Source organism: Tardiphaga sp. OK245, assembly GCF_900108575.1.
Taxonomy (GTDB): domain Bacteria; phylum Pseudomonadota; class Alphaproteobacteria; order Rhizobiales; family Xanthobacteraceae; genus Tardiphaga; species Tardiphaga robiniae.
This window is the reverse complement of record NZ_FNWZ01000006.1, coordinates 150,811-175,766: the sequence shown is the minus strand read 5'-3', so window position 1 is coordinate 175,766 and position 24,956 is coordinate 150,811. Positions and strand designations below refer to the sequence as shown.

General features: G+C 62.0%; 18 protein-coding genes. 6 read left to right on the top strand and 12 right to left on the bottom strand.

The genetic code is table 11. The annotated features are described in order from the left end of the window. Window positions 1-102 precede the first annotated feature (102 nt). Window positions 103-1,497: an Nramp family divalent metal transporter gene (locus BLW80_RS27285; RefSeq protein ID WP_093761436.1), complete on the bottom strand. Its 1,395-nt coding sequence runs from the start codon at window positions 1,495-1,497 to the stop codon at window positions 103-105. Between the two features lie 154 nt (window positions 1,498-1,651). Between BLW80_RS27285 and BLW80_RS27280 the strand changes: the two genes are divergently transcribed. The 5 genes from BLW80_RS27280 to BLW80_RS27260 all read left to right on the top strand — a co-directional run bounded on the left by BLW80_RS27280 (window position 1,652) and on the right by BLW80_RS27260 (window position 8,245). Then, window positions 1,652-2,911, top strand: coding sequence for an MFS transporter (locus tag BLW80_RS27280; protein WP_093761434.1), 1,260 nt, complete (start codon window positions 1,652-1,654; stop codon window positions 2,909-2,911). A 198-nt stretch (window positions 2,912-3,109) separates the two neighbouring features. Continuing rightward, entirely contained in the window at window positions 3,110-4,243 is a 1,134-nt protein-coding gene (locus BLW80_RS27275) for a TRAP transporter substrate-binding protein (RefSeq protein ID WP_093761432.1), read from the top strand. Between the two features lie 131 nt (window positions 4,244-4,374). Next, window positions 4,375-5,043: a TRAP transporter small permease subunit gene (locus tag BLW80_RS27270; RefSeq protein WP_093761430.1), complete on the top strand. Its 669-nt coding sequence runs from the start codon at window positions 4,375-4,377 to the stop codon at window positions 5,041-5,043. Next, entirely contained in the window at window positions 5,040-6,896 is a 1,857-nt protein-coding gene (locus BLW80_RS27265; protein WP_093761428.1) for a TRAP transporter large permease, read from the top strand. Before BLW80_RS27270 ends, BLW80_RS27265 begins: the two co-directional genes overlap by 4 nt. Before the next feature lie 122 nt (window positions 6,897-7,018). Continuing rightward, on the top strand, window positions 7,019-8,245 hold the full coding sequence (locus tag BLW80_RS27260) for a multidrug effflux MFS transporter (RefSeq protein ID WP_093761426.1): 1,227 nt from the start codon (window positions 7,019-7,021) through the stop codon (window positions 8,243-8,245). On the opposite strand, the gene BLW80_RS27255 is transcribed toward BLW80_RS27260, so the two are convergent. From BLW80_RS27255 to BLW80_RS27235, 5 genes are all read right to left on the bottom strand, one after another. Continuing rightward, window positions 8,242-9,504, bottom strand: coding sequence for an adenylate/guanylate cyclase domain-containing protein (locus BLW80_RS27255; RefSeq protein WP_093761424.1), 1,263 nt, complete (start codon window positions 9,502-9,504; stop codon window positions 8,242-8,244). The genes BLW80_RS27260 and BLW80_RS27255 overlap by 4 nt on opposite strands. 51 nt (window positions 9,505-9,555) lie before the next feature. Continuing rightward, window positions 9,556-12,723, bottom strand: a complete 3,168-nt coding sequence (locus tag BLW80_RS27250) for an efflux RND transporter permease subunit (protein ID WP_093761422.1) — start codon at window positions 12,721-12,723, stop codon at window positions 9,556-9,558. Next, entirely contained in the window at window positions 12,720-13,868 is a 1,149-nt protein-coding gene (locus tag BLW80_RS27245; protein ID WP_502688639.1) for an efflux RND transporter periplasmic adaptor subunit, read from the bottom strand. The genes BLW80_RS27250 and BLW80_RS27245 overlap by 4 nt, the downstream gene beginning before the upstream one ends. Window positions 13,869-14,170: 302 nt before the next feature. Beyond that, window positions 14,171-15,349 carry an alpha/beta fold hydrolase gene (locus BLW80_RS27240; RefSeq protein ID WP_093761420.1) on the bottom strand — a complete coding sequence of 393 codons (1,179 nt, stop codon included), beginning with the start codon at window positions 15,347-15,349 and terminating at the stop codon, window positions 14,171-14,173. Between the two features lie 56 nt (window positions 15,350-15,405). After that, entirely contained in the window at window positions 15,406-16,764 is a 1,359-nt protein-coding gene (locus tag BLW80_RS27235) for a DUF4403 family protein (protein WP_170849822.1), read from the bottom strand. A gap of 328 nt (window positions 16,765-17,092) precedes the next feature. Here BLW80_RS27235 and BLW80_RS27230 point away from each other — a divergent pair, with 328 nt between their 5' ends. Beyond that, a complete protein-coding gene (locus BLW80_RS27230; protein ID WP_093761416.1) occupies window positions 17,093-18,394 on the top strand; it encodes a hemolysin family protein in 1,302 nt (433 codons plus the stop codon). A 76-nt stretch (window positions 18,395-18,470) separates the two neighbouring features. On the opposite strand, the gene parC is transcribed toward BLW80_RS27230, so the two are convergent. From parC to BLW80_RS27200, 6 genes are all read right to left on the bottom strand, one after another. After that, on the bottom strand, window positions 18,471-20,729 hold the full coding sequence (parC, locus tag BLW80_RS27225) for a DNA topoisomerase IV subunit A (RefSeq protein WP_093761414.1): 2,259 nt from the start codon (window positions 20,727-20,729) through the stop codon (window positions 18,471-18,473). 182 nt (window positions 20,730-20,911) lie between these two features. Continuing rightward, window positions 20,912-21,214: a copper-binding protein gene (locus BLW80_RS27220; protein ID WP_093761412.1), complete on the bottom strand. Its 303-nt coding sequence runs from the start codon at window positions 21,212-21,214 to the stop codon at window positions 20,912-20,914. A 39-nt stretch (window positions 21,215-21,253) separates the two neighbouring features. Continuing rightward, entirely contained in the window at window positions 21,254-21,715 is a 462-nt protein-coding gene (locus tag BLW80_RS27215) for a cupredoxin domain-containing protein (RefSeq protein ID WP_093761410.1), read from the bottom strand. Window positions 21,716-21,768: 53 nt separating this feature from the next. Continuing rightward, on the bottom strand, window positions 21,769-23,154 hold the full coding sequence (locus tag BLW80_RS27210) for a multicopper oxidase family protein (protein WP_093761553.1): 1,386 nt from the start codon (window positions 23,152-23,154) through the stop codon (window positions 21,769-21,771). Window positions 23,155-23,167: 13 nt separating this feature from the next. Beyond that, the gene (locus BLW80_RS27205) at window positions 23,168-24,634 is read right to left on the bottom strand and encodes a TolC family protein (RefSeq protein WP_093761408.1); all 1,467 of its coding nucleotides are present in this window, start codon (window positions 24,632-24,634) and stop codon (window positions 23,168-23,170) included. Between the two features lie 9 nt (window positions 24,635-24,643). Further along, window positions 24,644-24,937 (bottom strand): hypothetical protein, encoded by a 294-nt coding sequence (locus BLW80_RS27200; protein WP_093761406.1) that lies wholly within the window; start codon window positions 24,935-24,937, stop codon window positions 24,644-24,646. Between the last annotated feature and the right edge of the window lie 19 nt (window positions 24,938-24,956).

Below are 24,956 nucleotides of genomic sequence, written 5' to 3'. Positions count from 1 at the left end.
GAAATCCAGCGCGGCAGGATTACGTCGCACATGGCCACGAAGGCCAGTCCCCTTCACCAAAGTCTGGTGGCATCATCTGCAGCTGCCTTAAATTTCAAGGCTTCAGCCGAAAAAGGTGTCGTAAAGCAGCTTGCAGTTCAGGATCACGATGATGCCAGCGATGATCCATGCCACCGTGGCGACCGACCGCGAAATTACGAAGTCACCCATCTTTCGCCGATCCGAGACAAACCGCACCAGCGGGATGACTGCAAATGGCAATTGCATCGACAGGATGACCTGACTGAAGACGAGGAGTTGTCCGGTGCCGCGTTCGCCATAGAGCGCGGTGACGACCACGACCGGGATGATCGCGATGCCGCGAGTCACGAGCCGGCGCGCCCAGTTCGGCAGGCGCAGCCGGAGAAAGCCTTCCATCACGATCTGGCCGGCCAGCGTCGCCGTCACCGTCGAGTTGAGACCGGATGCCAGCAATGCGATCGCGAAAAGCGTCGATGCGATACCGAGGCCTAGCAACGGTGACAACAGCTCGTAAGCCTGACCGATCTCGGCCACATCGGCATGACCTGACGTATGGAACGTCGCGGCGGCGACGATGAGGATCGCCGCGTTGATGAACAGCGCCAGCATCAGCGCGATGGTGCTGTCCGTCGTCGCCCACTTGATCGCGTCGCGGCGGCCCTCATCGGTGCGCGGATAGGCACGGGTCTGCACGATCGACGAATGCAGATAGAGGTTATGCGGCATCACGGTTGCGCCGATGATGCCGATCGCAATGTAGAGCATTTCGGGATTGGTCACGATCGCGGTGGACGGCAGGAAGCCGCTCAGCACTGCAGCCACGGGCGGCGCCGCAGCGACAATCTGAACCGTGAAACAGACCGCGATGACGATGAGCAGCGCGATCACGAAAGCTTCGAGAAAACGGAAACCCTTGTTCATCAACAACAGCAGCAGAAAGGCATCCAGCGCAGTGATGAGCGCGCCCCCGATCAGCGGAATGCCGAACAGCAGCTGCAGCGCAATCGCGGTACCGATCACTTCCGCCAGATCGCAGGCGATGATCGCGGTCTCGCAGGCCAGCCACAGCATGATGTTGACCGGCCGGGAAAAGCTGTCGCGGCAGGCCTGCGCCAGGTCGCGGTCGGTGACGATTCCCAGACGCGCGGCCAATGCCTGCAGCAGGATCGCCATCACGTTCGACAGCAGGATCACCGAGAGCAGCGTGTAGCCGAATTTCGAGCCACCCGCGAGATCGGTCGCCCAGTTGCCGGGGTCCATATAGCCGACCGAGACCATGTAACCCGGTCCGGCGAATGCCAGCAGCCGGCGAAACCAGTGGCCACCGATCGGAACCGGGATCGACGAATTGACCTCCGAAAGGCTCCGCCGGAAATCCCCGCCAAGGCCGGAGCGCCAGCCGGCCGCGTCTGGAACGCTGCCGGGAATTGGAGACGTTGACGAATCGGGCGAGGTTTTCGGCGAAAGTGCATCCATCAGAGCTGCATAGAGCAATCCCTCCCTTGTTGCAACTCATTTGCAACTGCATCTAGCCGGTTGGTGGGCACTCCCTGTCACGGCGTGCGCTCAGTAATCGGGTGGCTGCGCGCTCGTCCGGCCCCCATGGTGGCTGTCACAGACAGGAATCGCCATGTCCCACTCCTCCATTGATCGACTGCCTGACACTTTCAACCGCCTCGCCTGGTCGAACCTCGCGGCGCAGTCGGCCGAGCAGATCGCGCTGGCGGCGGCGCCGATCGTCGCCGTGCTGTTGCTGGGTGTCGGCGAAGGCCAGACCGGATTGCTGCAGACCGCGCTGACCCTGCCCTTCGTACTGTTTGCCATTCCCGCCGGCCTGCTCGCCGATCGCATGTCGCGCCGCACCCTGATGGCCGGAGCTGAGGCGCTGCGCGCGATCGCATTGTTACTGACGCTGTGGCTAATCTGGTTTGGCGCGCTGACGATGCCACTGCTCGCTTTGCTCGGCTTCGTCGCAGTGTGCGGCACCGTGGTCTACAGCGTTGCCGCGCCGTCGCTCGTGCCATCGCTGGTCGTGCCGCAATTGCTGGGCGCGGCAAATGCGCGGATCGAACTCGCCCGCACCGTGGCCTTTGCAAGTGGTCCAGCCATCGGTGGCGCGCTCGTTGGTTTTACCGGTGCCGCGCCTGCCTTTGGCTTTGCCGCAGCGCTGTCGATCATCGCGGTCGCCTTGCTATCGGGCATCTACGAGCCCCCGCGCGCAACCGTCCAACAGCGCAAGCCGATGCAGGATATCGCCGAAGGCCTGTCCTTCGTCTGTTATCACCAGCATTTGCGGCCGGTCTTCATCACGCAGTTCATCTTCAGCGCCGCGTCCTTCATGGTGCTGGCGGTGTTCGTGCCTTACGCGGTTCGCCGTCTCGGCCTCTCCGCCTCCGGCGTCGGCGTGACACTGGCGATGTATGGCGTCGGCATGGTGATCGGCGCCCTGCTGGCGACGCGCGTGATGAAGCGGCTGCCGTTCGGAACCGTGATCGCGCTCGGACCCGTTACCGGCTTCGTCGCCTCCGTCGTGATGGCACTGACCACATGGATCCCTTCACCGGCTTTGGCGGGCCTCAGCTTCTTCCTGCTCGGCGTCGGCCCGATACTGTGGGTGATCTCCACGGCAACGTTGCGACAGTCCGTAACGCCGCCGAGCCTGCTCGGACGCGTCTCCGCGATCAATATCCTGAGCTACGGCGCCCGTCCGATCGGGACCGGCATCGCTGCCGTTGTCGGCGGACTCTATCACGCGGAGGCGTGCCTCTACCTCGCCGTCGCGGGCTTCGCCTGGCAGGCCGTGGTGATCCTGACTTCGCCCGCAGTGACGATGGACCGGCAGCCGGACATGGTCGTCGATGGGACCGGACGCATTCCGACGAAAGTCTAGCAGGCTTGGCGTAATTCATCTGTAGTTCGCACCCGCTCACAGTCTCCCCGCGCTGCAGCAAGGATAGTTAGTGTAGTTGCGCCGCGTCGAAGCGTCGCAGCAAAGCGAACCTTCTTGCCAAAGCTGCAAGCAAGCCTTTGTCTTGCCACTAATCAACAAGGTCAGTCCGCAAAAGGACGACCATTCGGGGAGAACACAATGGCTTCATCCAAGGACAGGACTCCGTCTCGGCGCCGCTTTCTGAAGGTCGCCACCGCCAGCGCGGCTGCAAGCGTCATGGCACCAGCGATCGCCCAGGCGCAGGGACCGATCAATATGCGCTGGCAGAGCACATGGCCGGCCAAGGACATCTTCCACGAATACGCGCTCGACTACGCCAAGAAGGTCAACGACATGACCGGCGGCGACCTCAAGATCGAGGTGCTTCCGGCCGGCGCCGTAGTCCCGGCCTTCGGCCTGCTCGATGCGGTCTCCAAAGGCACGCTCGACGGCGGCCACGGCGTGATGGTCTATCACTACGGCAAGCAGACCGCGCTGGCGCTGTGGGGCTCCGGCCCGGCCTATGCGATGGATGCCAACATGCTGCTGGCCTGGCACAAATTCGGCGGCGGCAAGGAGCTGTTGGCCAAGCTCTATGCGTCGATCGGCGCGAATGTGGTGTCGCTGCCTTACGGGCCGATGCCGACCCAGCCGCTCGGCTGGTTCAAGAAGCCGGTCACCAAGGCCGATGATCTCAAGGGTGTGAAATTCCGCACCGTCGGCATCTCCATCGACGTGTTCACTGGTCTGGGCGCCGCGGTGAACGCATTGCCCGGCGGCGAAATCGTCTCGGCGATGGATCGCGGCCTGCTCGATGCGGCCGAATTCAACAACGCCTCGTCGGATCGCATCCTCGGTTTCCCCGACGTTTCCAAGACCTGCATGCTGCAGAGCTACCACCAGAATGCCGAACAGTTCGAAATCCTGTTCAACAAGACCAAATATGACGCCCTGCCGGAGAAGCTGCGGGCGATCATCTCGGGCGCCGCCGATGCGGCCGGTCAAGAAATGTCCTGGAAGGCCATCGACCGCTATTCGCAGGACTATGCGGAGATGCAGAGCAAGGACAAGGTCAAGTTCTACAAGACGCCGGACTCGATCCTGCAGAAGCAGCTCGAAGTCTATGACGAGGTCGTCGCCAAGAAGTCGGCCGAAAATCCTCTCTTCAAGGAAATCTCCGAATCCCAGCAGGCCTTCGCCAAGCGCGCCACGCAGTGGGAGCAGGATACGGTCGTGAATCGTCGCATGGCCTATAATCATTACTTCGGCCCGAACGCGAAGAAGAAGACCTGACGCCATCAGGCGCACATGCCTCGCGTCATCCGGGACCCTCTCCCGGATGATGCCTTGCTGTTGCCGCTTGCAGTACATCCGCGCCGGACGAAATCTACATCGACGTTTCCTGCATCAGTGGCCTGAATGACATGACTTCCGAGCGCTTCCTGCATTCCATTGACGGTATCAGCACATTCACCGGCAAGGCCGCGGCCTGGCTCATCTTGGGATTGATGGGCCTCGTCTGCGCCGAAGTGTTCAAGCGCTATATGTTGAACATGCCGACCGCATGGATCTTCGACGCGTCGAACATGCTCTATGGCACCCTGTTCATGCTGTGCGGCGCCTATACGCTGGCGCAGAACGGCCACGTCCGTGGCGACTTTCTATACAGCTCGATGCGGCCGCGCACGCAGGCCTCGCTCGATCTCGTGCTCTACATCGTGTTCTTCCTGCCTGGCATTGCCGCGCTGGTCTATGCGGGCTGGGACTATGCGGGCGACAGCTGGCGTATCCGCGAGCACTCCAACGTCACGGCGGACGGACCGCCTGTCTATCATTTCAAGGCGATGATCCCGCTGGCCGGCGCGTTGCTGCTGCTGCAGGGCCTCGCCGAAATCGCCCGCGCCGCGATTTGCCTGAAGACGGGCGTGTGGCCGAGCCGGCTCAAGGACGTGTCCGAAATCGATGTCGTCGAGGAGCAACTCGCCCATAGCGAATACGTCGATGATGAAGTGCGCAGAAATGCCATCGCGCAGGCGCAGGAGATCGAGGAAAGCGCACGCCAGCGCGGCATGGGCGGGGAGACGCAAAAATGAGCGATCCTGCACTCGGCCTCCTGATGCTCGGCCTCATCGTTGTCGTGATCATGCTGGGCTTCCCCACGGCCTTCACGCTGATGGGTCTCGGCATGTTCTTCGGCTTCTTCGCCTATTACCGCGCGGGTGAGTCCTGGGCCGACAACCACATCTTCGATCTGATGGTCCAGCGCACCTATGGCGCCATGACCAACGACGTCCTGATCTCCATCCCGCTCTTCGTGCTGATGGGCTATGTGATGGAACGTGGCGCGCTGGTCGACAAGATGTTCTATTCGATCCAGTTGGCCTTCCGCCGCGTCCCGGCCTCGCTGGCGGTGGCGACGCTGATCGTCTGCACTTTCTGGGGCATTGCCTCAGGCCTCGTCGGCGCTGTCGTCGTACTGATGGGCGTGATCGCTTTCAATCCGATGCTGAAGGCCGGCTATGACGTCAAGCTGGCGTCCGGCGTGATCACGGCTGGCGGCACGCTGGGCATCCTGATCCCGCCATCGGTGATGATCATCGTCTATGCCGCCGTCGCCGGACAGTCTGTCGTGAAGCTCTATGCCGCTGCGATGTTTCCGGGCTTCTTTCTGGCCTTCCTCTATCTCGTCTACATCATCGGCTGGGCGCTCATTAACCCGAAGATCGCGCCGAAGCTGCCCGAGAGCGAAACGCGCGTGCCCGTCCGGCCGTGGATTGCCGATCTGCAGCAAGCCTATTCGCACAAGATGCTGCCGGCCCTGCTGACGGCTGCCGTGGCACCGTCGCGCGCCATGGCGCTGACCATGGACGGCGCGCGGGTCACCTATGCGACGATCCTGAAGAATCTCGGCTTTGCTTTGGTGCCGCTGGTCCTGGCGCTGACCACGCTCTGGGCCGCGTGGTGGTATGTCGTCATCCATCCGCAGCCCGACGCCCCCGCGCCGGCCGCGATCACCGAGCGGGTTCAGTCCGGCGCCACTGTCGCACCTGAAGAAGAAAAACTGGAGGAGCTGGGCGCCGCCCAGTCCGGCTCGGCAAAAGAGAGTGAACCGGAAGTACTCCAGCAGATGGGCAATGCCGATCTGCAAAACAGTCCGACGAATGCGCCGGTCGATGCCGGGCCGCCGCCGGAATTCTACACCTACTTCGCCTTCACGGCAGCCATCATCGCGCTGATGCTGTTCTATTACTACTGGACCATGGGCGCCGCGGAGTTCGAGGTGCTGCGGCTGCTGACATCGTCCGTGATGCCGCTCGGCATCCTGACTGCCATCGTGCTGGCCGTGATCCTGCTCGGCATCACGACGGCAACAGAGTCCGCCGCCGTCGGTGCCGCCGGCGCGTTCCTGCTCGCCTTCCAGGCGCGCACGCTGGACTGGAAACGCACCAAGGAGGCCGTATTCCTGACCGCCAAGACCACCTCCATGGTGTGCTGGCTGTTCGTCGGCTCGGCGCTCTTTTCCGCGGTGTTCGCCATTCTCGGCGGACAGGCGCTGCTGGAGAGCTGGGTACTGTCGCTAAACCTGACGCCGGTCCAGTTCATGATCCTGTCGCAGGCGATCATCTTCATCCTCGGCTGGCCGCTGGAATGGACGGAGATCATCGTGATCTTCGTGCCGATCTTCCTGCCGATGCTGAAGCATTTCGGCATCGACCCGATCCTCTGGGGCGTGCTCGTCTTCGTCAACCTGCAGGCCGCCTTCCTGTCGCCGCCGGTCGCGATGTCCGCCTTCTATCTGAAAGGCGTCGCGCCATCGCATGTGACGCTGAACCAGATCTTCTCCGGCATGATGCCCTACATGCTCATCGTCATCATCTGCATGGTGCTGATGTATATCTGGCCCGGCCTGACGCTGTGGCTGCCGAATTACCTGTACGGCAACTGATCCATCAGCCTCGACCACCGCCGGGAACGCAGCGGTGGTCCTCCCGGAATACCGCATGACTGCCCTGCTCTTTGCAGGCCGCATTATATGATGTACATCATTTATAAAATGAGGATGATCATATGACCGACCGCACGGCAGACGCCATGGCAGACACCCCGCCGCAGGAAGCATCCTCCACCGCATCGCAGATCGCGGTCCTCGCGGGGCTGGCCTCGATGGGCACCCTGGCGACCAACATCCTGCTGCCATCGCTGCCACAGATGGCGGTATCGTTGCAGGTGACGACGCCCGCAGTCACGGCATCGATCACTGTGTTTTTGCTGGTCTTCGCGCTTGGGCAATTGCTGGTCGGGCCAATCTCCGACCGTTACGGGCGTCGCATGCCGGTGCTGGCCGGTTTCGCTGTCTTCATCATCGGCAGTATCTGGTGTGGCGTCTCGACTGATCTTCCTTCGCTGCTGATCGGCCGCGCCATCCAGGCCGCAGGCGCCTGTTCGACCTCGGTTCTCTCGCGCGCGATCGCCCGCGACCTGTTCAGCGGCGCAGCGCTGGCACGTGCACTCACCTTGGTGATGATCGCGCAGGCCGCAGCTCCCGGCTTCTCCCCGCTGCTCGGTGGCGGGCTCGATTACTTTTTCGGATGGCGTTCAGAATTTGTTTTCGTCGGCGCCTTCGCCGTATTGTCGGCTCTCAGTTATATCCTGGTGCTCGGCGAAACCCACACCACAACGCGTATCCCGCTCAATCCGCTCGCCGTCAGCGCGACCTATCTCAAGCTCTCGGTGAACCGCCACTTCCTGATCCCGGCCGCCACAGTTGGCCTGATCATGGGTGGACTGTTCTCGATCTTCTCCGCAGCACCTCGCGTTCTCATTGAGGGCTACGGCTTCACACCGATTGCGCTCGGGCTGTTCTTTGCGGGCACCGTGCTGGTTGTGTTCGGCTCCGGCATGCTGGCCGCCCGCCTCGCTCCCCGCTTCGGGCTGGATCGGGCCATTCGCTATGGATTGCTGATCGCGTTCATCGGCAGCATCGCGGTGCTCGCGACCGCCTATTTCCACGGCAACGTCGTCACCTTCATCGCCGCGACCTGCGTGTTCCTGCTGGGCATGGGCGTGGTCAATCCGCTCGGCACGGCTCAGGCGCTGTCGCCATTCGGCACCCATGCCGGCGCCGCCTCGGCGCTGCTCGGCTTCTGGCAGATGATGGGGGCCGCGATCGGCGTATCCCTGTCAGCCACGATCGTGCCGCAGGCCGCATTGGCGCTCGGCATCGTTCTCGGTGCAGCCTGCCTGATCGCCATCGTACTCTACACGATGCGCCAGCCAGCCACTGCGGTCAGCTAACGGGCCAGATAGCGCTCATAGCCGCCGCGCACGACCTCGTCGCTGTCGATCTCGGGATCCAGCGTGTAGAGATCCTGCGCACGGCCGATACCGCGCAAGGCGTAGCGGCCCGTGGAGACCAGATATTTGCGGCCGGCCGCGTCGAGCCCGGCCTGGAACGCGGACGAGGTCAACAGCGGCCGATCGACCGACGAGCACATGGAAGCGATGCGGCTCACCTCATTGACCGAGGGACCAACCACGGTGAAATCGAGCCGCTCGTCGCTGCCGATATTGCCGTAGAATACTTCGCCCTCATGCAGACCGACATAGGCAGTCGTGACCGGCCGGTTCGCCGCTAGTCGTTTCGCATTCAGCTTGGCGATATTCTTGCGGAACTGATGTTCGGCGCGCAAGGCGTTGCGCTTCGCCTTCACCATGTCGTCGCCGGTGAACATCGCCAGAATGCCGTCGCCGATAAGTTTGAGCACGTCGCCGCCGACATCATGGATCGCAGCGATCGAGGCTTCGGCATAGTCATTCAAGAACGGGATGATCTCGTCCGGTCCGATCGCCTCGCTGATCCCCGTGGAGTTGCGCAGGTCGGAAAACCACAACACCGCATTGATACGCTCGGTGACGCCTCGCGCGATCTTGCCGCGCAGAACCTGTTCGGCGGCATCGCGGCCGAGATAGACGCGGCCAAGCGTGCGCGCGATCTCCATCTGGGCTCCCGACTTGATGGCGAGACCGAGCATCGGCACCAGTTCGCGCAGCGCCGACATCTGGCGCTCGTCGAACCCGTCTTCATGGCGCGTGGCCCAATACGAATAGAGGCAATCCATCTGCCCCATCGAGCCAGCCTCGCCGAATTTGTGCAGGAACACGGCGCCATGGCGGTGACCGCCTTCCTGCAAGCTGCTGACCATCGAGAAGCGGTCAGCGATCCCGGGCGCGTGCAGATCGAGCCGCAATTCGTCGTGCCCCTCTTCCAGCATGTGGAAGAATACCGATCGTCGCCAGTTCGCGGCAGCCTCGCCGATCTCGGTCGAGCCGTATTCGAACACGTCACTCTCGTTGCTGGCCGTGTCGTTCCAGCGGAAGCCACGGCCCTCGAAGATCGGATGTAGCGTGTCAATGAAGACTAGGCCACGGGATACATCGATGCCGCCGGCACGGCAGCGCTCGCAGAAGCCACGGATCAGGTCGTTTTCGGGAAGGCCGGTCAGACCCTCGCCGACCAGCCAGCTCATCAGTTCAATGCGTGCGGCAGTTTCCATGAGACACTTGTAGGATGGGTTGAGCCTTTGCGAAACCCATCCTGCGGCGCTTTAACCATGCGCGCCTTGCTTCTTGGCGTGAACCTCGACGGAGCCGGGGAACAGGCGCCGGATCAGGATGTAGAAGACCGGCGTGAAAACGAGGCCGAAGATCGTGACGCCGATCATGCCGAAGAACACCGCAACACCGACGGCCTGACGCATCTCCGAGCCGGAGCCCGACGAGATCACCAGCGGCAGCACGCCGAGAATGAAGGCGAAAGACGTCATCAGGATCGGGCGGATACGCAAACGGCAGGCCTCGATCACGGCTTCGAGCTGGTCGCGGCCTTCCTGCTCGATGTCGCGGGCAAACTCGACGATCAGGATCGCATTCTTTGCCGCCAAGCCGACCAGCACGACGAAACCGATCTGGGTGAGGATGTTGATGTCCTGCCCCATGATGCGTACGCCGATGGTGGCCGCGAGCAGGCACATCGGCACGATCAGGATGATCGTGAACGGCAATGTCCAGCTGCCATATTGCGCGGCCAGCACCAGGAACACGAACAGCACGCAGATCGGGAAAATATAGAGACCCGCATTGGCGCCGGTGGACTGCTGATAGGACAGATCGGTCCATTCAAACGCGAAACCGCTCGGCAGCGTGTCGTCCGCGAGCTTCTTCATGGTCGTGAGCGCCGTGGCCGAGCTGGTGCCCGGCAGCGTGTCACCTTGCAACTCGGACGACGGATAGAGATTATAGCGCGCGACGCGGTCCGGACCTGCCGTGTCGCTGAAATTCACGACACTGCCCAGCATCACCATGTTGCCCGCGCTGTTGCGGGTCTGCAGCCGCGCCAAATCCGCCGTTTCCTTGCGGAACGGATAATCCGCCTGCGCGGTGACGTGATAGGTGCGGCCGAGAATGTTGAAGTCGTTGACATAGGTCGAACCGAAATAGGTCTCGATCGCCTCGGTCACGTTCTGCATGGGCACGCCGAGCATCTGCGCCTTCTGGCGGTCGATATCGACGAACACCTGCGGCGTGTTGGCGGAGAACGGCGAGAACACCGACGTCAGGCCCGGCGCCCGGCGCGCGGCATTCACGAGCTCATCGGTCGCCGCGGCCAGCAGTTGCGGCCCCCTGCCCTGACGATCCTCGATCCGCATGGCGAAACCACCGCCGGTGCCGATACCCGGCACCGCGGGTGGCGGCAGCACGATGATGAAAGCGCCTTCGATCACCGAGAGGCGCTTGCGCAATTCAGCCGTGATGGCTCCCGCGCTCAGCCCCTTCTTGGCGCGCTCCTCCGGATTCTCGAACACCGGGAACATGGCGGCCGCATTGCCGGCCTGCGTGAAGGTCGCGCCGGACAGGCCGGCCAGCGCCGGCATCCGCGCGACACCGGGCGTATCCAGCACGATCCCTTCGATCTGTTTGACGATCGCCGTCGTGCGCGCCAGTGATGAGGCACCGGGCAATTGCGCAACGACGATGACATAGCCACGGTCCTGCGCCGGAATGAAGCCTTGCGGTGTGGCGTAGAGCAGCCAGCCAGCGGAGCCGATCAGGGCGACATACAGGATCAGCATCAGCGCTGAATGCTTGATAACGAAGCCTGCGAGGCCGCCATAGGCATGCGACAGGCGGTCGAAACCGCGATTGAACACGCCGGTGAACGCCGCCCATCCTCGTGCCAGAAAATTCCAGCTCGCCGGCGGTTTCTTCTCGTGATGCGGCTGCAGGATCAGCGACGCCAGTGCCGGCGACAACGTCAGCGAACAGAAGCATGAGATCGCCGTTGCGACCGCGATCGTGATGGCGAATTGTTGGAAGAACTGCCCGGAGATGCCGCCGAGAAATGCCGTGGGCACGAAGACCGCACACAGCACCAGCGCGATCGAGATCAGCGCGCCGCCGACCTCGTCCATGGTCAGCAGTGCGGCGTCGCGCCGGCTCATGCCGTCGCCGAGATGGCGCTCGACATTCTCGACCACCACGATGGCGTCGTCGACGACAATGCCCACCGCGAGCACAAGTCCGAACAGAGTAAGGTTGTTGATCGAGAAGCCCAGCGCGGCCATCACGGCGAATGTGCCGACCAGCGACACCGGAATCGCGATGATGGGAATGATCGCCGGTCGCCAGCCCTGCAGGAACACCAGCACGACGATGACCACCAGCACCATGGCTTCATAGATAGTCTTGATCAGCTCCGAAACCGACTGGGCGATGAATTCGGTCGGGTTGTAGCCGATATTGTAGTCCAGCCCCTTCGGGAAATCGGCCTTGAGCTTCTTCATCTCCTCTTCGATGTTCTTCGCGGTCGCCAACGCGTTGGAACCCGGACGCTGATAGACCAGCATGGCCACCGCTTCCTTGCGCAACAGGAAGCCGTTGGTGGTCGACGACAGCGCACCTATCTCGACGCGCGCGACATCGCGGAGACGCACCAGACGGCCATCGTCGCCGGCTTTCAATACGATGTCCTCGAACTGCCGCGGCTCCTTCAGACGACCGGTGAAGGTCAGGTTAGGCTGAAACGCGCGATCTGCAATCGGCGGCTCGGCGACCTGGCCGCCCGCAATCTGCAAATTCTGCGCGCGGATGGCAGTCAGCACGTCGCCTGCGGTCATGCCCAGCGTGGCAATCTTGTCAGGATCCAGCCACAGCCGCATCGAATAATCGCGCGCGCCGAAGATGGTAATGTCGCCGATGCCATCGAGGCGCAGGAGCGGATCGCGGACCTGACGCAGCGCGTAATTCGAAATGTAGAGCTGGTCGTAAGTGTCGTTAGGCGACAGCATGAACACGACCATCATCAGGTCGGGACTGTTCTTGCGGGTGACGACGCCGTTGCGCTGGACCTCCTCCGGCAGCCGCGGCTGCGCGATGGCCACGCGGTTCTGCACCAGCACCTGGGCTTTATCCAGATCGGTGCCGAGCTTGAAAGTCACGGTGATGTTGAGCTGGCCGTTCGAGGTGGCCTGGCTGTAGATATACAGCATGTCCTCGACGCCATTGATTTCCTGCTCGATCGGCGTCGCGACGGTATCCGACACAGTCTGTGCCGATGCGCCGGGATATTGCGTGGTCACGACCACGGTCGGCGGCGCCACCTGCGGATATTCCGCAACCGGCAAGGTCGTGTAAGCAAGCGCGCCGACGATCAGGAGCACGATGGAGAGCACCATCGCCAGGATGGGCCGGTTGACGGAGAGGCTGCCCAGATTCATGGCTTTGTGCCAGCTGCTGGTGCGGGCGTCGCGGCCGCCATCTTCGGCGCCACCTTGGCGCCCACACGGGCGCGCTGAATCCCGTCGACGATTACCCGATCGTCGGGTTTGAGCCCTTCCCTGATCACCCGCAATCCGCCATCCAACGGACCAAGTGTCACAGGCCGCGCCTCCACCGTGTCATCGGCTTTCACCACCATCACGATCTTGCGTGATTGGTCGTTGGCGACCGCAGCATCAGGAATCAACAGCGCTTCATATTCGCCGCTGGCAATGACCCGGACCCGGGCGAACTGGCCAGGCAGGATGGAGAGGTCCTTGTTATCGACAATGGCGCGGCCGCGCAGTGTGCCGGTGCCGACGTCGAGCCGGTTATCGAGGAAGTCCATCTTGCCCTCGTGCGACGGCTTGGTTTCGCCGACCAGCGTGATCTGCACGGGATTGGGCGTATCGCGCGAACTCGGCCGCTTGCCCTCAAACCACAGCTTGCTGTTGCGGACGTAAGTGGCTTCGTCGGTGTCGAAATAGACGTAGATGGGGCTCAGCGACACGATCGAGGTCAGCAGCGTCGCGCCACTCTCGCTGCCTTGCACCAGGTTGCCGACTGTCACGAGATGACGGCTGACGCGGCCGGCGATCGGCGCGACTACCTTGGTATATTCGACATTGAGTTGCGCTTGCTTCAGCGCACCTTCGGCCTGCAGCGTCGCTGCCTGCGCGGCAGCTATTGCCTGGCTGCGTTGATCGACGATATTCTCGGAGATCGCCTGGGTCTTGATCAGCGTGGTGGCGCGCTCCAGCTCCTTCTCCGCCAGCACGACCTTGGCCTTGGCATCGTCGAGCTGGCCCTGCGCCTGCTCCGCTGCAGCCTGATACTGGCGCGGATCGATTTCGTACAGCAGATCGCCGGCCTTGACGACGGCGCCGTCCGTGAAGGCAACCTTGGTAACGAAGCCGGTTACGCGGGCGCGGATCTGCACCTGTTCGATCGCATCGAAGCGGCCGGTGAATTCATCCCAATCGGTCGTGACCTTCTTGGTGGGATTGGCCACCGTGACCGGTGGCGGCGGAGGTGCAGCGGCCTCTTCCTTCTTGCCGCAGCCGGCGAGCAGGAGAAGAGCCACAACAGGCGTTACGACCGACAAACACGACGCAAAGGCATTGCCAGTGTCATATAATCGAGAAAGAACGCGAGAAAAACCGATTGAATTCTTCAAAACCAGACCCCCGCGGCGACATCCGATATCGCCGCATCATGCGCTATATCAATTCGACATCAAGCGAAATAATATCAAGGCGCGCCGCCGCAAGTGCGATGCGGAGGTATCTGCCCTATCCGACGGGATAGTTGACTTATCAAACGTCACGCGGCGGTCACATCGTCGCGATGATGACGCGTGTACGGTGACATCGCGTAGCGACATCACATATTGCGCAGAGTTGGCGTTCAGCAGTCGCTTGGCGCTGCATTGCCAGCAAAGCGTTCGCTCATCCAGTTAACGGCGTCATTGGCGGCATCGCGGCCGGCAAAGCCATGACCGACGTTCGGCATCAGCAACATGGTGACGCGGCTGCCGGCCTTGCACTGGCGCTGGAAGTAAGCTTTTGTCACCGCGGGCTGCACGAGATCGTCATTAGCACCCTGCGCCAGAAACAGCGGAATGGTCTTCGGCAGAACACCCGGCGTATTGCGCGCGGCCAACGTCTTCCACGGGTCGATCGTGGCGATGTTGGACACGGAGAGGAACGTCTGCTCGAGGGTCTTCTCGGCAGCGCCGCGTTCGATGATATCGAAGATCGACTCGATGCAATCGTTCGCTAGCCGGTCGACGGTGGGAATAGCGGCCGCAAGTACGACCTTGTCGATCGGCGCCCCGAAGACACGCGTCCAGGACCACAGGGTCATCGCGGTGAGATTCTTGCCACCGGATGTCTTGAAGTCGTCGCCCATCAACGTGATCAGGTCGGTGGCGGGCGCCGCCGCCGCAACGCCGACCAGGTTGAGTTCCGGCGCATAGGTCTTTGCCAGCAGGCCCGTGTAGAGCGCGGCGTGGCCCCCCTGCGAATGGCCCCACACTGCAAAACTGCGGGCGCCGCCGGAGCCCGGCAACATCCGCGCCGCGCGCACGGAATCGAGCACCGCGCGGCCCTCGCTGGTCCCGACAAGGTAAGGGTGTGGTCCGGCAGTGCCGAGTCCCGGATAATCGGTCGCGACGACGACCGCGCCACGCTCGATCAGTGGTCGCAGGCCCATCATTTGCTGAAACACGAACAGCGCCAGCGACGGTGCACAATGCGGGACGACGCCTGTGGTCGGATGAGCCCATGCCACGATCGGCCGTCCATCGGCCGGCGGCTCGCCTGCGGGAATGACGGCGACACCAGAGACCGCAGTCGGCTGGCCTTCGAGACCGGTCGATCGATACAGGATGCGCCAGGCTTGCGCGCCCACCGGCGCGAAAGCCATCGGCTCGGAGCGGATCAACGTGCCGGGGGAACCGGTGAGTTCCTGCGCGGAGGCCTGATAGAATGGCGTTTGCGCCGAGGCGCTTTGTGCGAGGAATGAGAACCCTACAGTCGCCAATGCAGCGATTATTCGAAGTGCGGGTTGAAGCTGGATTGTCATCGGCGCCTCGTCAAATTTATAGCATTCTCGTTGTAAACGAACGCGCTTTCGCGGCATCAAAGCCCGTAAAGCAACTTCAGCCGGCCGTTGGCGCGCAGGTTAATCCGCAGTCCGTCAGATAGCAGCTGCAAGTTCGCGAGACCTGCCGACTGCAATTGTCCTTCGCTCCGAAAGCCGTCGGCGAGCGGCCGCGTCAGCTTCGCATTCGCCGATGCGATGAAACGATCGCGCTCGGCCTGATAGCCGACGCTGAGGCGTTGTCGCAGCTGTTGCAGAAAGGCCGAATTGCCGAGTATCGCTGCGATGTCCGATGATGCTGCCGCCGCATCCGCCTGAAATGCCAAATCCGGAAAAGCGACCATCTGCGTCGCATCGTCGACCTTTGGCGTCGCGGTGAGATAGATCCATTCGCCAGCAGCGTCTGTGGACGACGCACCGACGCGCAGGCCGACCACGAGTTTGCCCGCCGACGGATAAATGTCGAAGCCATTGATGTTCGGCCCACCGCCCGCGTTGGCGGCGATAGCGTCCTGCACTTTCTGCTTGATCGCTGCGTAGTCGATGGTGACTGGCACGATGATCTCGAAACGGCCGGGATCGCTGACCTCGCTGCCCAGAGCCGGCAACGGTGTCGGCGCATTGTCCGGTGGCGGCGTTCCGATCCCCGTAACGGTCCTGCCTGCGATCTCGAGCGAGCCTTCCAGCACCTTGCCTTCGGCGCGCACGCCCGAGAAAGCGACACTCTGTGGCGTCGTCTGCAGCCAGATCGCTGGCTGATCGACAATCGGCACCGTCGCAAACGCGTGCTGCCACGCGGATGTCGCCTTGGCTTTAATATTCAGCGCAGCAATGTTTTTCGCTACATCGCCCTGCACGCGCGACAGCTGCGCGCGGATCTTGGGCTCGACATACCTCGACAAGTTGATCCGGAAACCGAGGATTTGCAACGTCGGCGGCTCCTGCCAGCGGAAGCCTTCGCTCATGTCCAGCAACACCGACCAGTCCGGTCGAAGCCGCGGCCGCGCACTGGCATAGACCATCATCGCGCCCTCGCCCTCACCATGCAGCAGCCGCGCGAAGCGACCAATGCCCTGCCCTTCGACACTTCCGAACAGCGGCATCGATGCATTCAGCTTGCCAGCCTCCGTACGGAGCGAGATCGGACCGGTGCGATCGATCGTTCCCTCATAGCTGCAATCGATGTTCACATCGCGGCCAAGGATTCTCCTGTTCCAACAACTGCGCCCATCATCTTCGAACGTCGCCAGCCGGCGCGGGATCTTGCGTTCCAGTGCACTATCGATAGCCGCGAGACCGAACTCAATGATCGCCGAGATCTTGGAGGACGTCGATGTCGGAGCTAGGATATCGGGGCTAAGCGGCGGCTTGTCGGCAGCCAAGGCAGACAGTGACATTAGTCCAGCCAGAACGATGCCGCTTATTACGCTCAAGCATATGTGCGAAATACAAGCGTGATTACGATCAAATTGTCGGAGCGGACCATTAAAGGACATCATCGGCACACCCGCCCCGCATCGATTGTCTATGCGTACAAATCCGCGACGGCTTCAGAATACCATCTCTGATTGTCACAGCAAGTACATCAATGCGATGGTGCTGTCGCGCAGCCGAACTATCTCCGTTTCAAGGGGTGTGAGCCCATGTGTCGCGCCGCACGCTCGACCATGGCGCAGGAGCAGCGGATCGACTACAATAAGGGCACATCACCCAAAAGGATAAAGCGTGTTATCTCTCGAACTCGGGATCGTTGCGATCCTGATCGTCGTCAACGGCCTGCTCGCAATGTCGGAGCTGGCGATCGTATCCTCCCGTCCTGCCCGCCTCGCCGCTCTGGTTGAAAAAGGTGTGACAGGCTCTCGCCGCGCTCTGGCGCTGGCCTCCGATCCCGGCAAGTTCCTCTCCACCGTGCAGATCGGCATCACGCTGATCGGCGTATTGTCAGGCGCCTTCTCCGGTGCGACGCTGGGCCAGCGTCTCACGATACTGTTGCTTGACCTTGGCCTATCGAAAGGCCTCGCCGATACGCTCGGCGTCGGCATCGTCGTATCGGTCATTACTTACGCCTCGCTCATCATCGGCGAACTCGTGCCGAAGCAGATTGCGCTGCGCGATCCCGAAGCCGTGGCCGTGCGCGTTGCGCCGGCCATGGTGCTGCTCGCAAAAATCTCACTGCCGCTGGTGTGGCTGCTCGATCGTTCCGGCAAGGCGATCCTTTTTCTGCTGGGCCAGCGCGGTGAAGCCGAGGAGAAGGTCAGCGAAGACGAAATCCGCACGCTCGTGACCGAAGCGGAAACCGCCGGCGTATTGGAGCCCGGCGAAAAGGAAATGATCGCAGGCGTGATGCGCCTCGGCGACCTACCCGTCGGTGCCGTCATGACGCCGCGCCATGAAGTGGCGATGATCGATCTTGCCGACCCCATCGAGACCATCCAGGCCGAACTCGCCGGCAGCTCGCATTCGCGCTTTGCGGTGTTCGATGGCGACGGCGATTCCGCCATCGGCATCGTGCAGGCCAAGGATCTGCTCGATGTGTATTTGAGCGGCAAGACGCCGGACATCCGTGCGCTGGTGCGCGAGGCTCCGGTCATTCCCGACACGGTGGACGCGCGCGACGTGGTGGCGATCCTGCGTGACTCGCCATTCCATATCGGCCTCGTGCATGACGAATACGGCGTGTTCCAGGGCGTGGTGACATCAGCGGATATTCTGGAGTCGATCGTCGGCGCCTTTCACACCGAGGAAGGCCCGGCCGAGGTCGCCTTCCACAAACGCGAGGACGGCTCCTACCTCATCTCCGGCTGGATGCCCGCGGTGGAATTCGCCGCGCTGCTCGGCATCGAATTGCCCGCGCAGTCGCGCCCCTATCAGACCTTTGCAGGATTTCTGTTGCAGGAGTTCGGCAAGATTCCCGAGGTCGGCGACGAGATCGTCTCGCATGCCTGGCGGTTCGAGGTCATGGACCTCGACGGCCGCCGCATCGACAAGGTGCTGGCGAGCCGCGTCAAGGAAGAAGCGCTGGGTTAGACTTGTATTCGCCGCATGCCTGCATGTCGGCCCAGCATCCGCGAGGACGACAAGCAGAGAGTGAGGGCCTCGATGCCTACTCGATGACGCGGCCGAACTTGTTCGACTTCGGCAGCCCGGTCGCGAGACGGCCGGCGTCCGCACGGTTGCCGCGCCAGTCGGCCAATTCCTTCCAAGTCAGGCTATGCTCGCGGTCGGAGGAATCCTTCCAGGTCAGGCCTTCCTTGGCTACGAAAGTGGTGACATCCGACAGGCCTGCGCTGGTGTATTTTTGCAGCCGCACGCCGCGGCCACGCGCCATTTCCGGCACCTGGTCGAGCGGGAAGATCACCATCTTGTGGTTGGTGCCGATGACAGCGACCTGATCGCTGCCTTCGCCGACCACCGTCAGCGCCCGCGCCTCGTTCGGCATCTCGACATTCAGCACCTGCTTGCCCTTGCGGGTGGTGCCGACGCAGTCGTCCTCATTGACGAGGAAGCCCTGACCGTCATGGCTGGCAATCAGGAACTTGCGGCCGCCCTTATGCACGAACATCGAAACGATGGCGGCATCGCCTTCCATGTCGATGAACAGGCGGATCGGCTCGCCATGGCCGCGACCGCCCGGCAGCTTCGACACGTCGAGCGAATAGAACCGTCCATTGGTGGCCAGCAGCATCAGCTTCGACGTGGTCTCGGCGAAGAACGCCTTGTCGAGCTTGTCGTCGGTCTTGAAGGTCAGATTGGAGAGATCTGCGACCTGGCCCTTCAGCGTGCGGACCCAGCCCTTCTCCGAAATCACCACCGTAACGGGCTCGCGCTCGACCAGCGACTCTTCGAGCGCTGCGAGATCGTGCTCCGGCGCATCCGCGAACACGGTGCGGCGTTTGCCGAGCGGCGTCTTCGGCCCGAAGATGTCGCGCACCTTGCGGACTTGCTCGCCGACCTTGGCCCACTGTTCGGTCTCGGACTTCAGGATCGCGTTGATGCCCTTGAGCTCCGCGCGGAGCTCCTTGTCTTCTTTCCTGATCTCGAACTCTTCGAGCTTGCGCAAAGAGCGCAGCCGCATGTTCAGGATCGACTCGGCCTGCAATTCGGTGAGGCTGAATGCCTTCATCAAAGCCGGCTTGGGCTCATCCTCGGTGCGGATGATCCGAATGACTTCATCGATATTGAGATAGGCGATCAGGTAACCGCCGAGCACTTCCAGCCGATGTTCGATCTGGTTCTTGCGGAAGTTGGAGCGGCGCAGCAGTACGTCGCGCAGATGGTCGAGCCATTCGCGCAGACACTCGGCGAGGCCGAGCACCTTGGGGATGCGGCCCTTGACCAGCACGTTGAGGTTCAGCGGAATCTTGCTCTCGAGCTCGGTAAGCTTGAACAGCGACTCCATTACCAGGCCGGCATCGACATTGCGCGTCTTCGGCTCGATGACGACGCGAATGTCTTCGGCGGACTCGTCGCGGATATCGCCGATCAGCGGCAGCTTCTTGTCGTTCAGGAGCTCGGCGATCTTCTCGATCAGCCGCGACTTCTGCACCAACCACGGAATCTCGGTGACCACGACATTCCAGGCACCCCGGACGCCCTCTTCTACATGCCACTTGGCGCGGGTGCGGAACGAGCCGCGCCCGGTCATATAGGCCTCGGCAATGCTTTCCTTGGAATCGACGATGATGCCGCCGGTCGGGAAATCCGGTCCCTTCACCCAGCGCATCAGCGATTTCGATTTGGCGTCGGGCTTGTCGATCAGATGCAGCGCGGCGTCGCAGAGCTCGGCGACGTTGTGCGGCGGGATCGAGGTGGCCATGCCGACCGCGATGCCCTGCGCGCCATTGGCCAACAGGTTCGGAAAACCACCCGGCAGCACGGCCGGCTCTTTGGTCTGGCCGTCGTAATTCGGGCGCAGCTCGACCGCGTCTTCGTCGATGCCTTCGAGCAGCAGCCGCGCAACATCGGTCATGCGGGCTTCGGTATAACGATAGGCTGCCGCGCTATCGCCGTCGATATTGCCGAAATTGCCCTGGCCGTCGACCAGCGGATAGCGTGACGAGAAGTCCTGCGCGAGGCGCACCAACGCGTCATAGATCGACTGGTCGCCATGCGGATGGAACGAGCCCATCACGTCGCCGACGATCTTGGCGGATTTCTTGAACGGCGTGCCCGGATCGAGCCGCAGCAGGCGCATGCCATAGAGGATGCGGCGGTGAACCGGCTTCAAGCCGTCCCGCGCATCCGGCAGCGCCCGATGCATAATCGTTGACAGCGCATAAGCGAGATAGCGCTCCTCGAGCGCGTCCCGCAGCTGCACTTCGTGAATTTCAGCCGGCTCCGGCGGAATCAGTCTTTTTCCCATGGCGAGGGGTTAGCGCCTCCCGGCGAATCGGGCAAGAAATGAATCATACGCCACCGATCAAGTTCCATCGATATCGGGGCGCCCTCGCCCCCGGGTAGAGGCCGCCCACGTCATTTCGTCAGCCATTAGGCGGTGGGATAGATGGCGGTTCCAGGCTCAGCCTAGACGCCATCTTCCCGCGGCTATTTGGATTTCTGGATGGAGGTCACGACGATCTGACCATCGACGCGACCGGCGTCGAACTTCACCTTGTCGCCCACCTTGACCGATTTCAGCATCGCCGGGTCTTTCACGCGAAAGACCATGGTCATGCCCTCGTCCATATCGAGGCTCTTGATCGGACCGTGCTTCAGCGTGATCTTACCTGCCGCTTCATCGATCTTCTTCACTTCTCCGCGCACCGCAGCGTCCTGCGCGTAACCCGCGACGCAGAACATTGAGAGCGCAACAAACGCGACAAGCGCGACAAATCCATTGGTCTTCATAGTGCGGTCCTTGCTTGAGATTGAACTATTTGCATCGGCCTATTTCACGATAACCTTGCCGGTCATCCCCAATTCACGATGCGTCGGGATCAGGCATGAATATTCGAACGTCCCTGCCTTCGAGAACTTCCACAGGATTTCTCCGGACTTCTTGGCGGCGAGACGCAAGCCGTTGGGCTCGTCATGCTCCATATCGGGATTTTTCTTCATCGCTTCGCCGTGCTTCAGATTCTCTGCCGTGGTCGCCAGCAGGAATTCATGTGCTTCTGTCCCCGCGTTACGGATGACGAAGCGAATCTGCTCGCCGCGCTTGACCTCAATGACCGCAGGCGAATAGTCCATCTCGTTCATACTGACGACGATCTCTCGCGCCGGCTTCTTGGGATCGCCGGGTTCGCCGGCCGAATATCCTCCATGCTTGTCATGGGCTGCCGCAGCAGCCGAGTAAGCCATCGCGGCCAGCATGACGCCGCAACCGATGTATTTTTGAGTCTTGTTCATTTCAGTTTTTCCATGTTGCTTGTTGTCTGTGATGACGATGTGCAGTCCTGGCCCTACATTCCCTTCATTTTCATGCCCTTCTTCATATCCATCGGCTTCGATCCCTGGCCTTTGATGGTTTTGTCCTTCACGCCCGTCTGTCGTGGAGCTTCGCTTGGGGGCGCCTCGATCTCATAGGCCACCGTGCCCTTCGGGAAATCGTAAGGACCGGGATCGCGGTAATCGTCGCGCGCGAGCCCGTCCCGCACCTTTATGATGCTGAACATGCCGCCCATCTCGATCGGGCCGAACTGTCCTGATCCCGTCATCATCGGCAGCGTGTTATCCGGCGCCGGCATCTCCATCTCGCCCATGGCGCCTCCGGTGGATCCCATCACCATCGCGTCCGGCGCGAGCTTGCCGACTGCCTTCGCCAGATCCTTTTTGGAGACGCCGATCAGGTTTCTGACGTCGTGACCCATCGCATTCATGGTGTGATGCGACTTGTGGCAGTGGAACGCCCAATCGCCGGGATTGTCGGCGACAAAATCGAATGCGCGGATCGCCCCCACCGGCACGTCAGTGGTGACTTCCGGCCATTGCGCGCTGTCGGGCACCCATCCGCCATCGGTACAGCTGACCGCGAACTTGTGGCCATGCAGATGGATCGGATGGTTGGTCATGGTGAGATTGCCGACCCGTATCCGCACGCGATCGCCGAGACGAACCGGCAGCGGATCGATGCCGGGAAAGACGCGGCTGTTCCACGCCCACATATTGAAGTCGGTCATCTCGTTGACCTTCGGCAGATAGGTGCCGGGATCGATGAGATAGCTGCTCATGATGAAGACGAAATCGCGATCGACGGGCCGGAAGCTGTTGTCGCGTGGATGCACGACCATCATCCCCATCATGCCCATCGCCATCTGAACCATCTCGTCCGAATGCGGGTGATACATGAACGTGCCGCTGTGCTTCATCTCGAATTCGTAGACGAAGGTCTTGCCGGGCTTGATGTGCGGCTGGCTCAGCCCGCCGACGCCATCCATGCCACTTGGCAGGATCACACCGTGCCAATGCACGGTGGTGTGCTCCGGCAGTTTGTTGGTAACGAAGATGCGAACCTTGTCGCCTTCGACAGTTTCGATCGTCGGCCCCGGCGACTGGCCGTTGTAGCCCCAGAGATATGCTTTCATGCCGTCCGCGAATTCGCGCTCGACGGGCTCGGCGACCAGATGGAATTCCTTCCAGTCGCCATTCATACGCCACGGCAATGTCCAGCCGTTGAGCGTAACCACCGGATTGTAGTCGGGCCCGCTCGGCGGATGCAGCGGCGGCTGCATCGTTACTTTGTCCATCATCGGCGCTTCGGGAATACTCGCCGCCTGGGCGCGGCCGGTCACCGCAGCCGCACTGGCAAGCACCGTGGCTGTGCCGAGAAAGTTTCGCCGGGACAACATGGTTTTCTCCATTTCAGTGCCCTCCTCCACTGGACGCCTGCGCGGCCGTCGCGGATCTTGTTTCGGATGATGGTTCGCTGCGGCCGCCGCCATTGATCGCGGTCTGCAGTTCCGACTGCGCGAGCCAGAAATTGCGCTTGGCTTCAATGGCTGCGCGCAAAGCTGCGATGCGTTGGCGGGCCTCGGTCAACAGCGCGAATACATCGACCTGCATGCTGCTGAAGCGCAATTGCATCTCCTCCGAGATGATCTTGCGGAGCGGCAGCACCTCGCGCTGGTAGTGACCGGCGATATCGTAGGTCGAGCGATAGACCCTGAAGGCATCGCGGGCTTCGGAGCGGATATTCACCGCCTTCTCGGTCAACAGGTTGAAGGCCTGATTGTAGATTTCTGCGGCCTGTCGAACGCGCACTTCACCACCGTCAAAGATCGGAATCTGGAACTGCACGTCGAAGCCGCGTTCGCGGAACGGCGCCCCCTCCGGATCACGCGTCTTGCGGTCGATGCCGGCGACGTCGAGCAACGTCACGAACCGGCTTGCTTCAGTGAGGTTCAGCGACTTGGCGAGAGCAGCGAGTTCAATGCGGGCGATCTGCAGGTCAATGCGGTGTGCAACGGCATCGACCTCGATGCGCGGCAACGACAGCGGCTGGCGCGGCAGTATTGGAAGTTTTTGCGGCAGTCTGATGCCGATATCGGTGTCCCAGAGTCCGAGCAGACGGATCAAACGCTCGCGCGAACTCGTGGCCTCCTGGCGGAGCGTTGCGAGATCGGCGGTCGTCTCCGCGTAGAATACCTGCTCGCGGGCTTGGTCGAGCTTGTTCAGCGATCCGGTCTCGCCCAGCTTCTGCGCGAGTTGCGCTGTGGCTTCCGCCGTCGACTTGGCGTCCGTCAGCAGGCCAACAAGTTCATTGGCAGCGACGGCGCGGTAGTAGGCGCGTCTGACGTCAGCGGCCAGCCGCAGCGTCTCTTCCGCGGCGCGCAATTGCGCCTTCTGGAATCGCTGACGGGCGATCTCGGAGCGGAACGGCAGTGTCGCCAGCGCGAGAATATCGCCGACGACCTGTCGCTCGATTTCCAACGCGCCGTTGCCGGAAATGCGCGAGATCGAGAATGTCGGATTGGGCGGCAGGCTGTCGCCGACCAGGTCAGTCTCAGCCAGCGCCAGTTCGTTATAGGCGGCCTGCAGCCCGCGATTACTGAGCAGTGCGATCTGGACCGCGCTGTCGACTGTCAATGGCCGCCGCAGCAGGGCTTTGACGGTCGCATCGGCACGTTGTGCGTCATCCGGCGTCCGGATCGCCATCACGTCCTTGTTGATGGTATCGCTTGCGACCCCGGCGACGACGCCCATACCGCGATCCGGCGAAAACGATGCACATCCCACCAGCAACAGCGCCGATAGCAGCGTAATGCCGGCTGCAGACCTTGAACCGAACTGGCGCGCATGCGTGCGCGACTTGTGATGCTTGTTGAACATGACGTGCCCCTACCGGCCAGATTTCGGCACAGGAGCGACACGGTCGTTCTGCTCTCGCCATGACGACGGGGCAACCGGCCGAAGGCTGCTGTAAGGAGCCACCGTGGAACGATAGCCGACACCAGCAACCTTGGTGCCGGGATTTGCCGGGTCGGCGCCAGCCAACGGCACGGTGGTTGGCATGCAGCCACCGAGCGCCATACTGGCAGCGGTCATCGCTGCGAGGGTTCCAAATCTGATATCGAATAGCTTCCCGGCCACCGAACAAACGGCGGCGAGCTTCGCCCCAAACTGCGCAAGCATGTTATTTTCCTGAAATGAC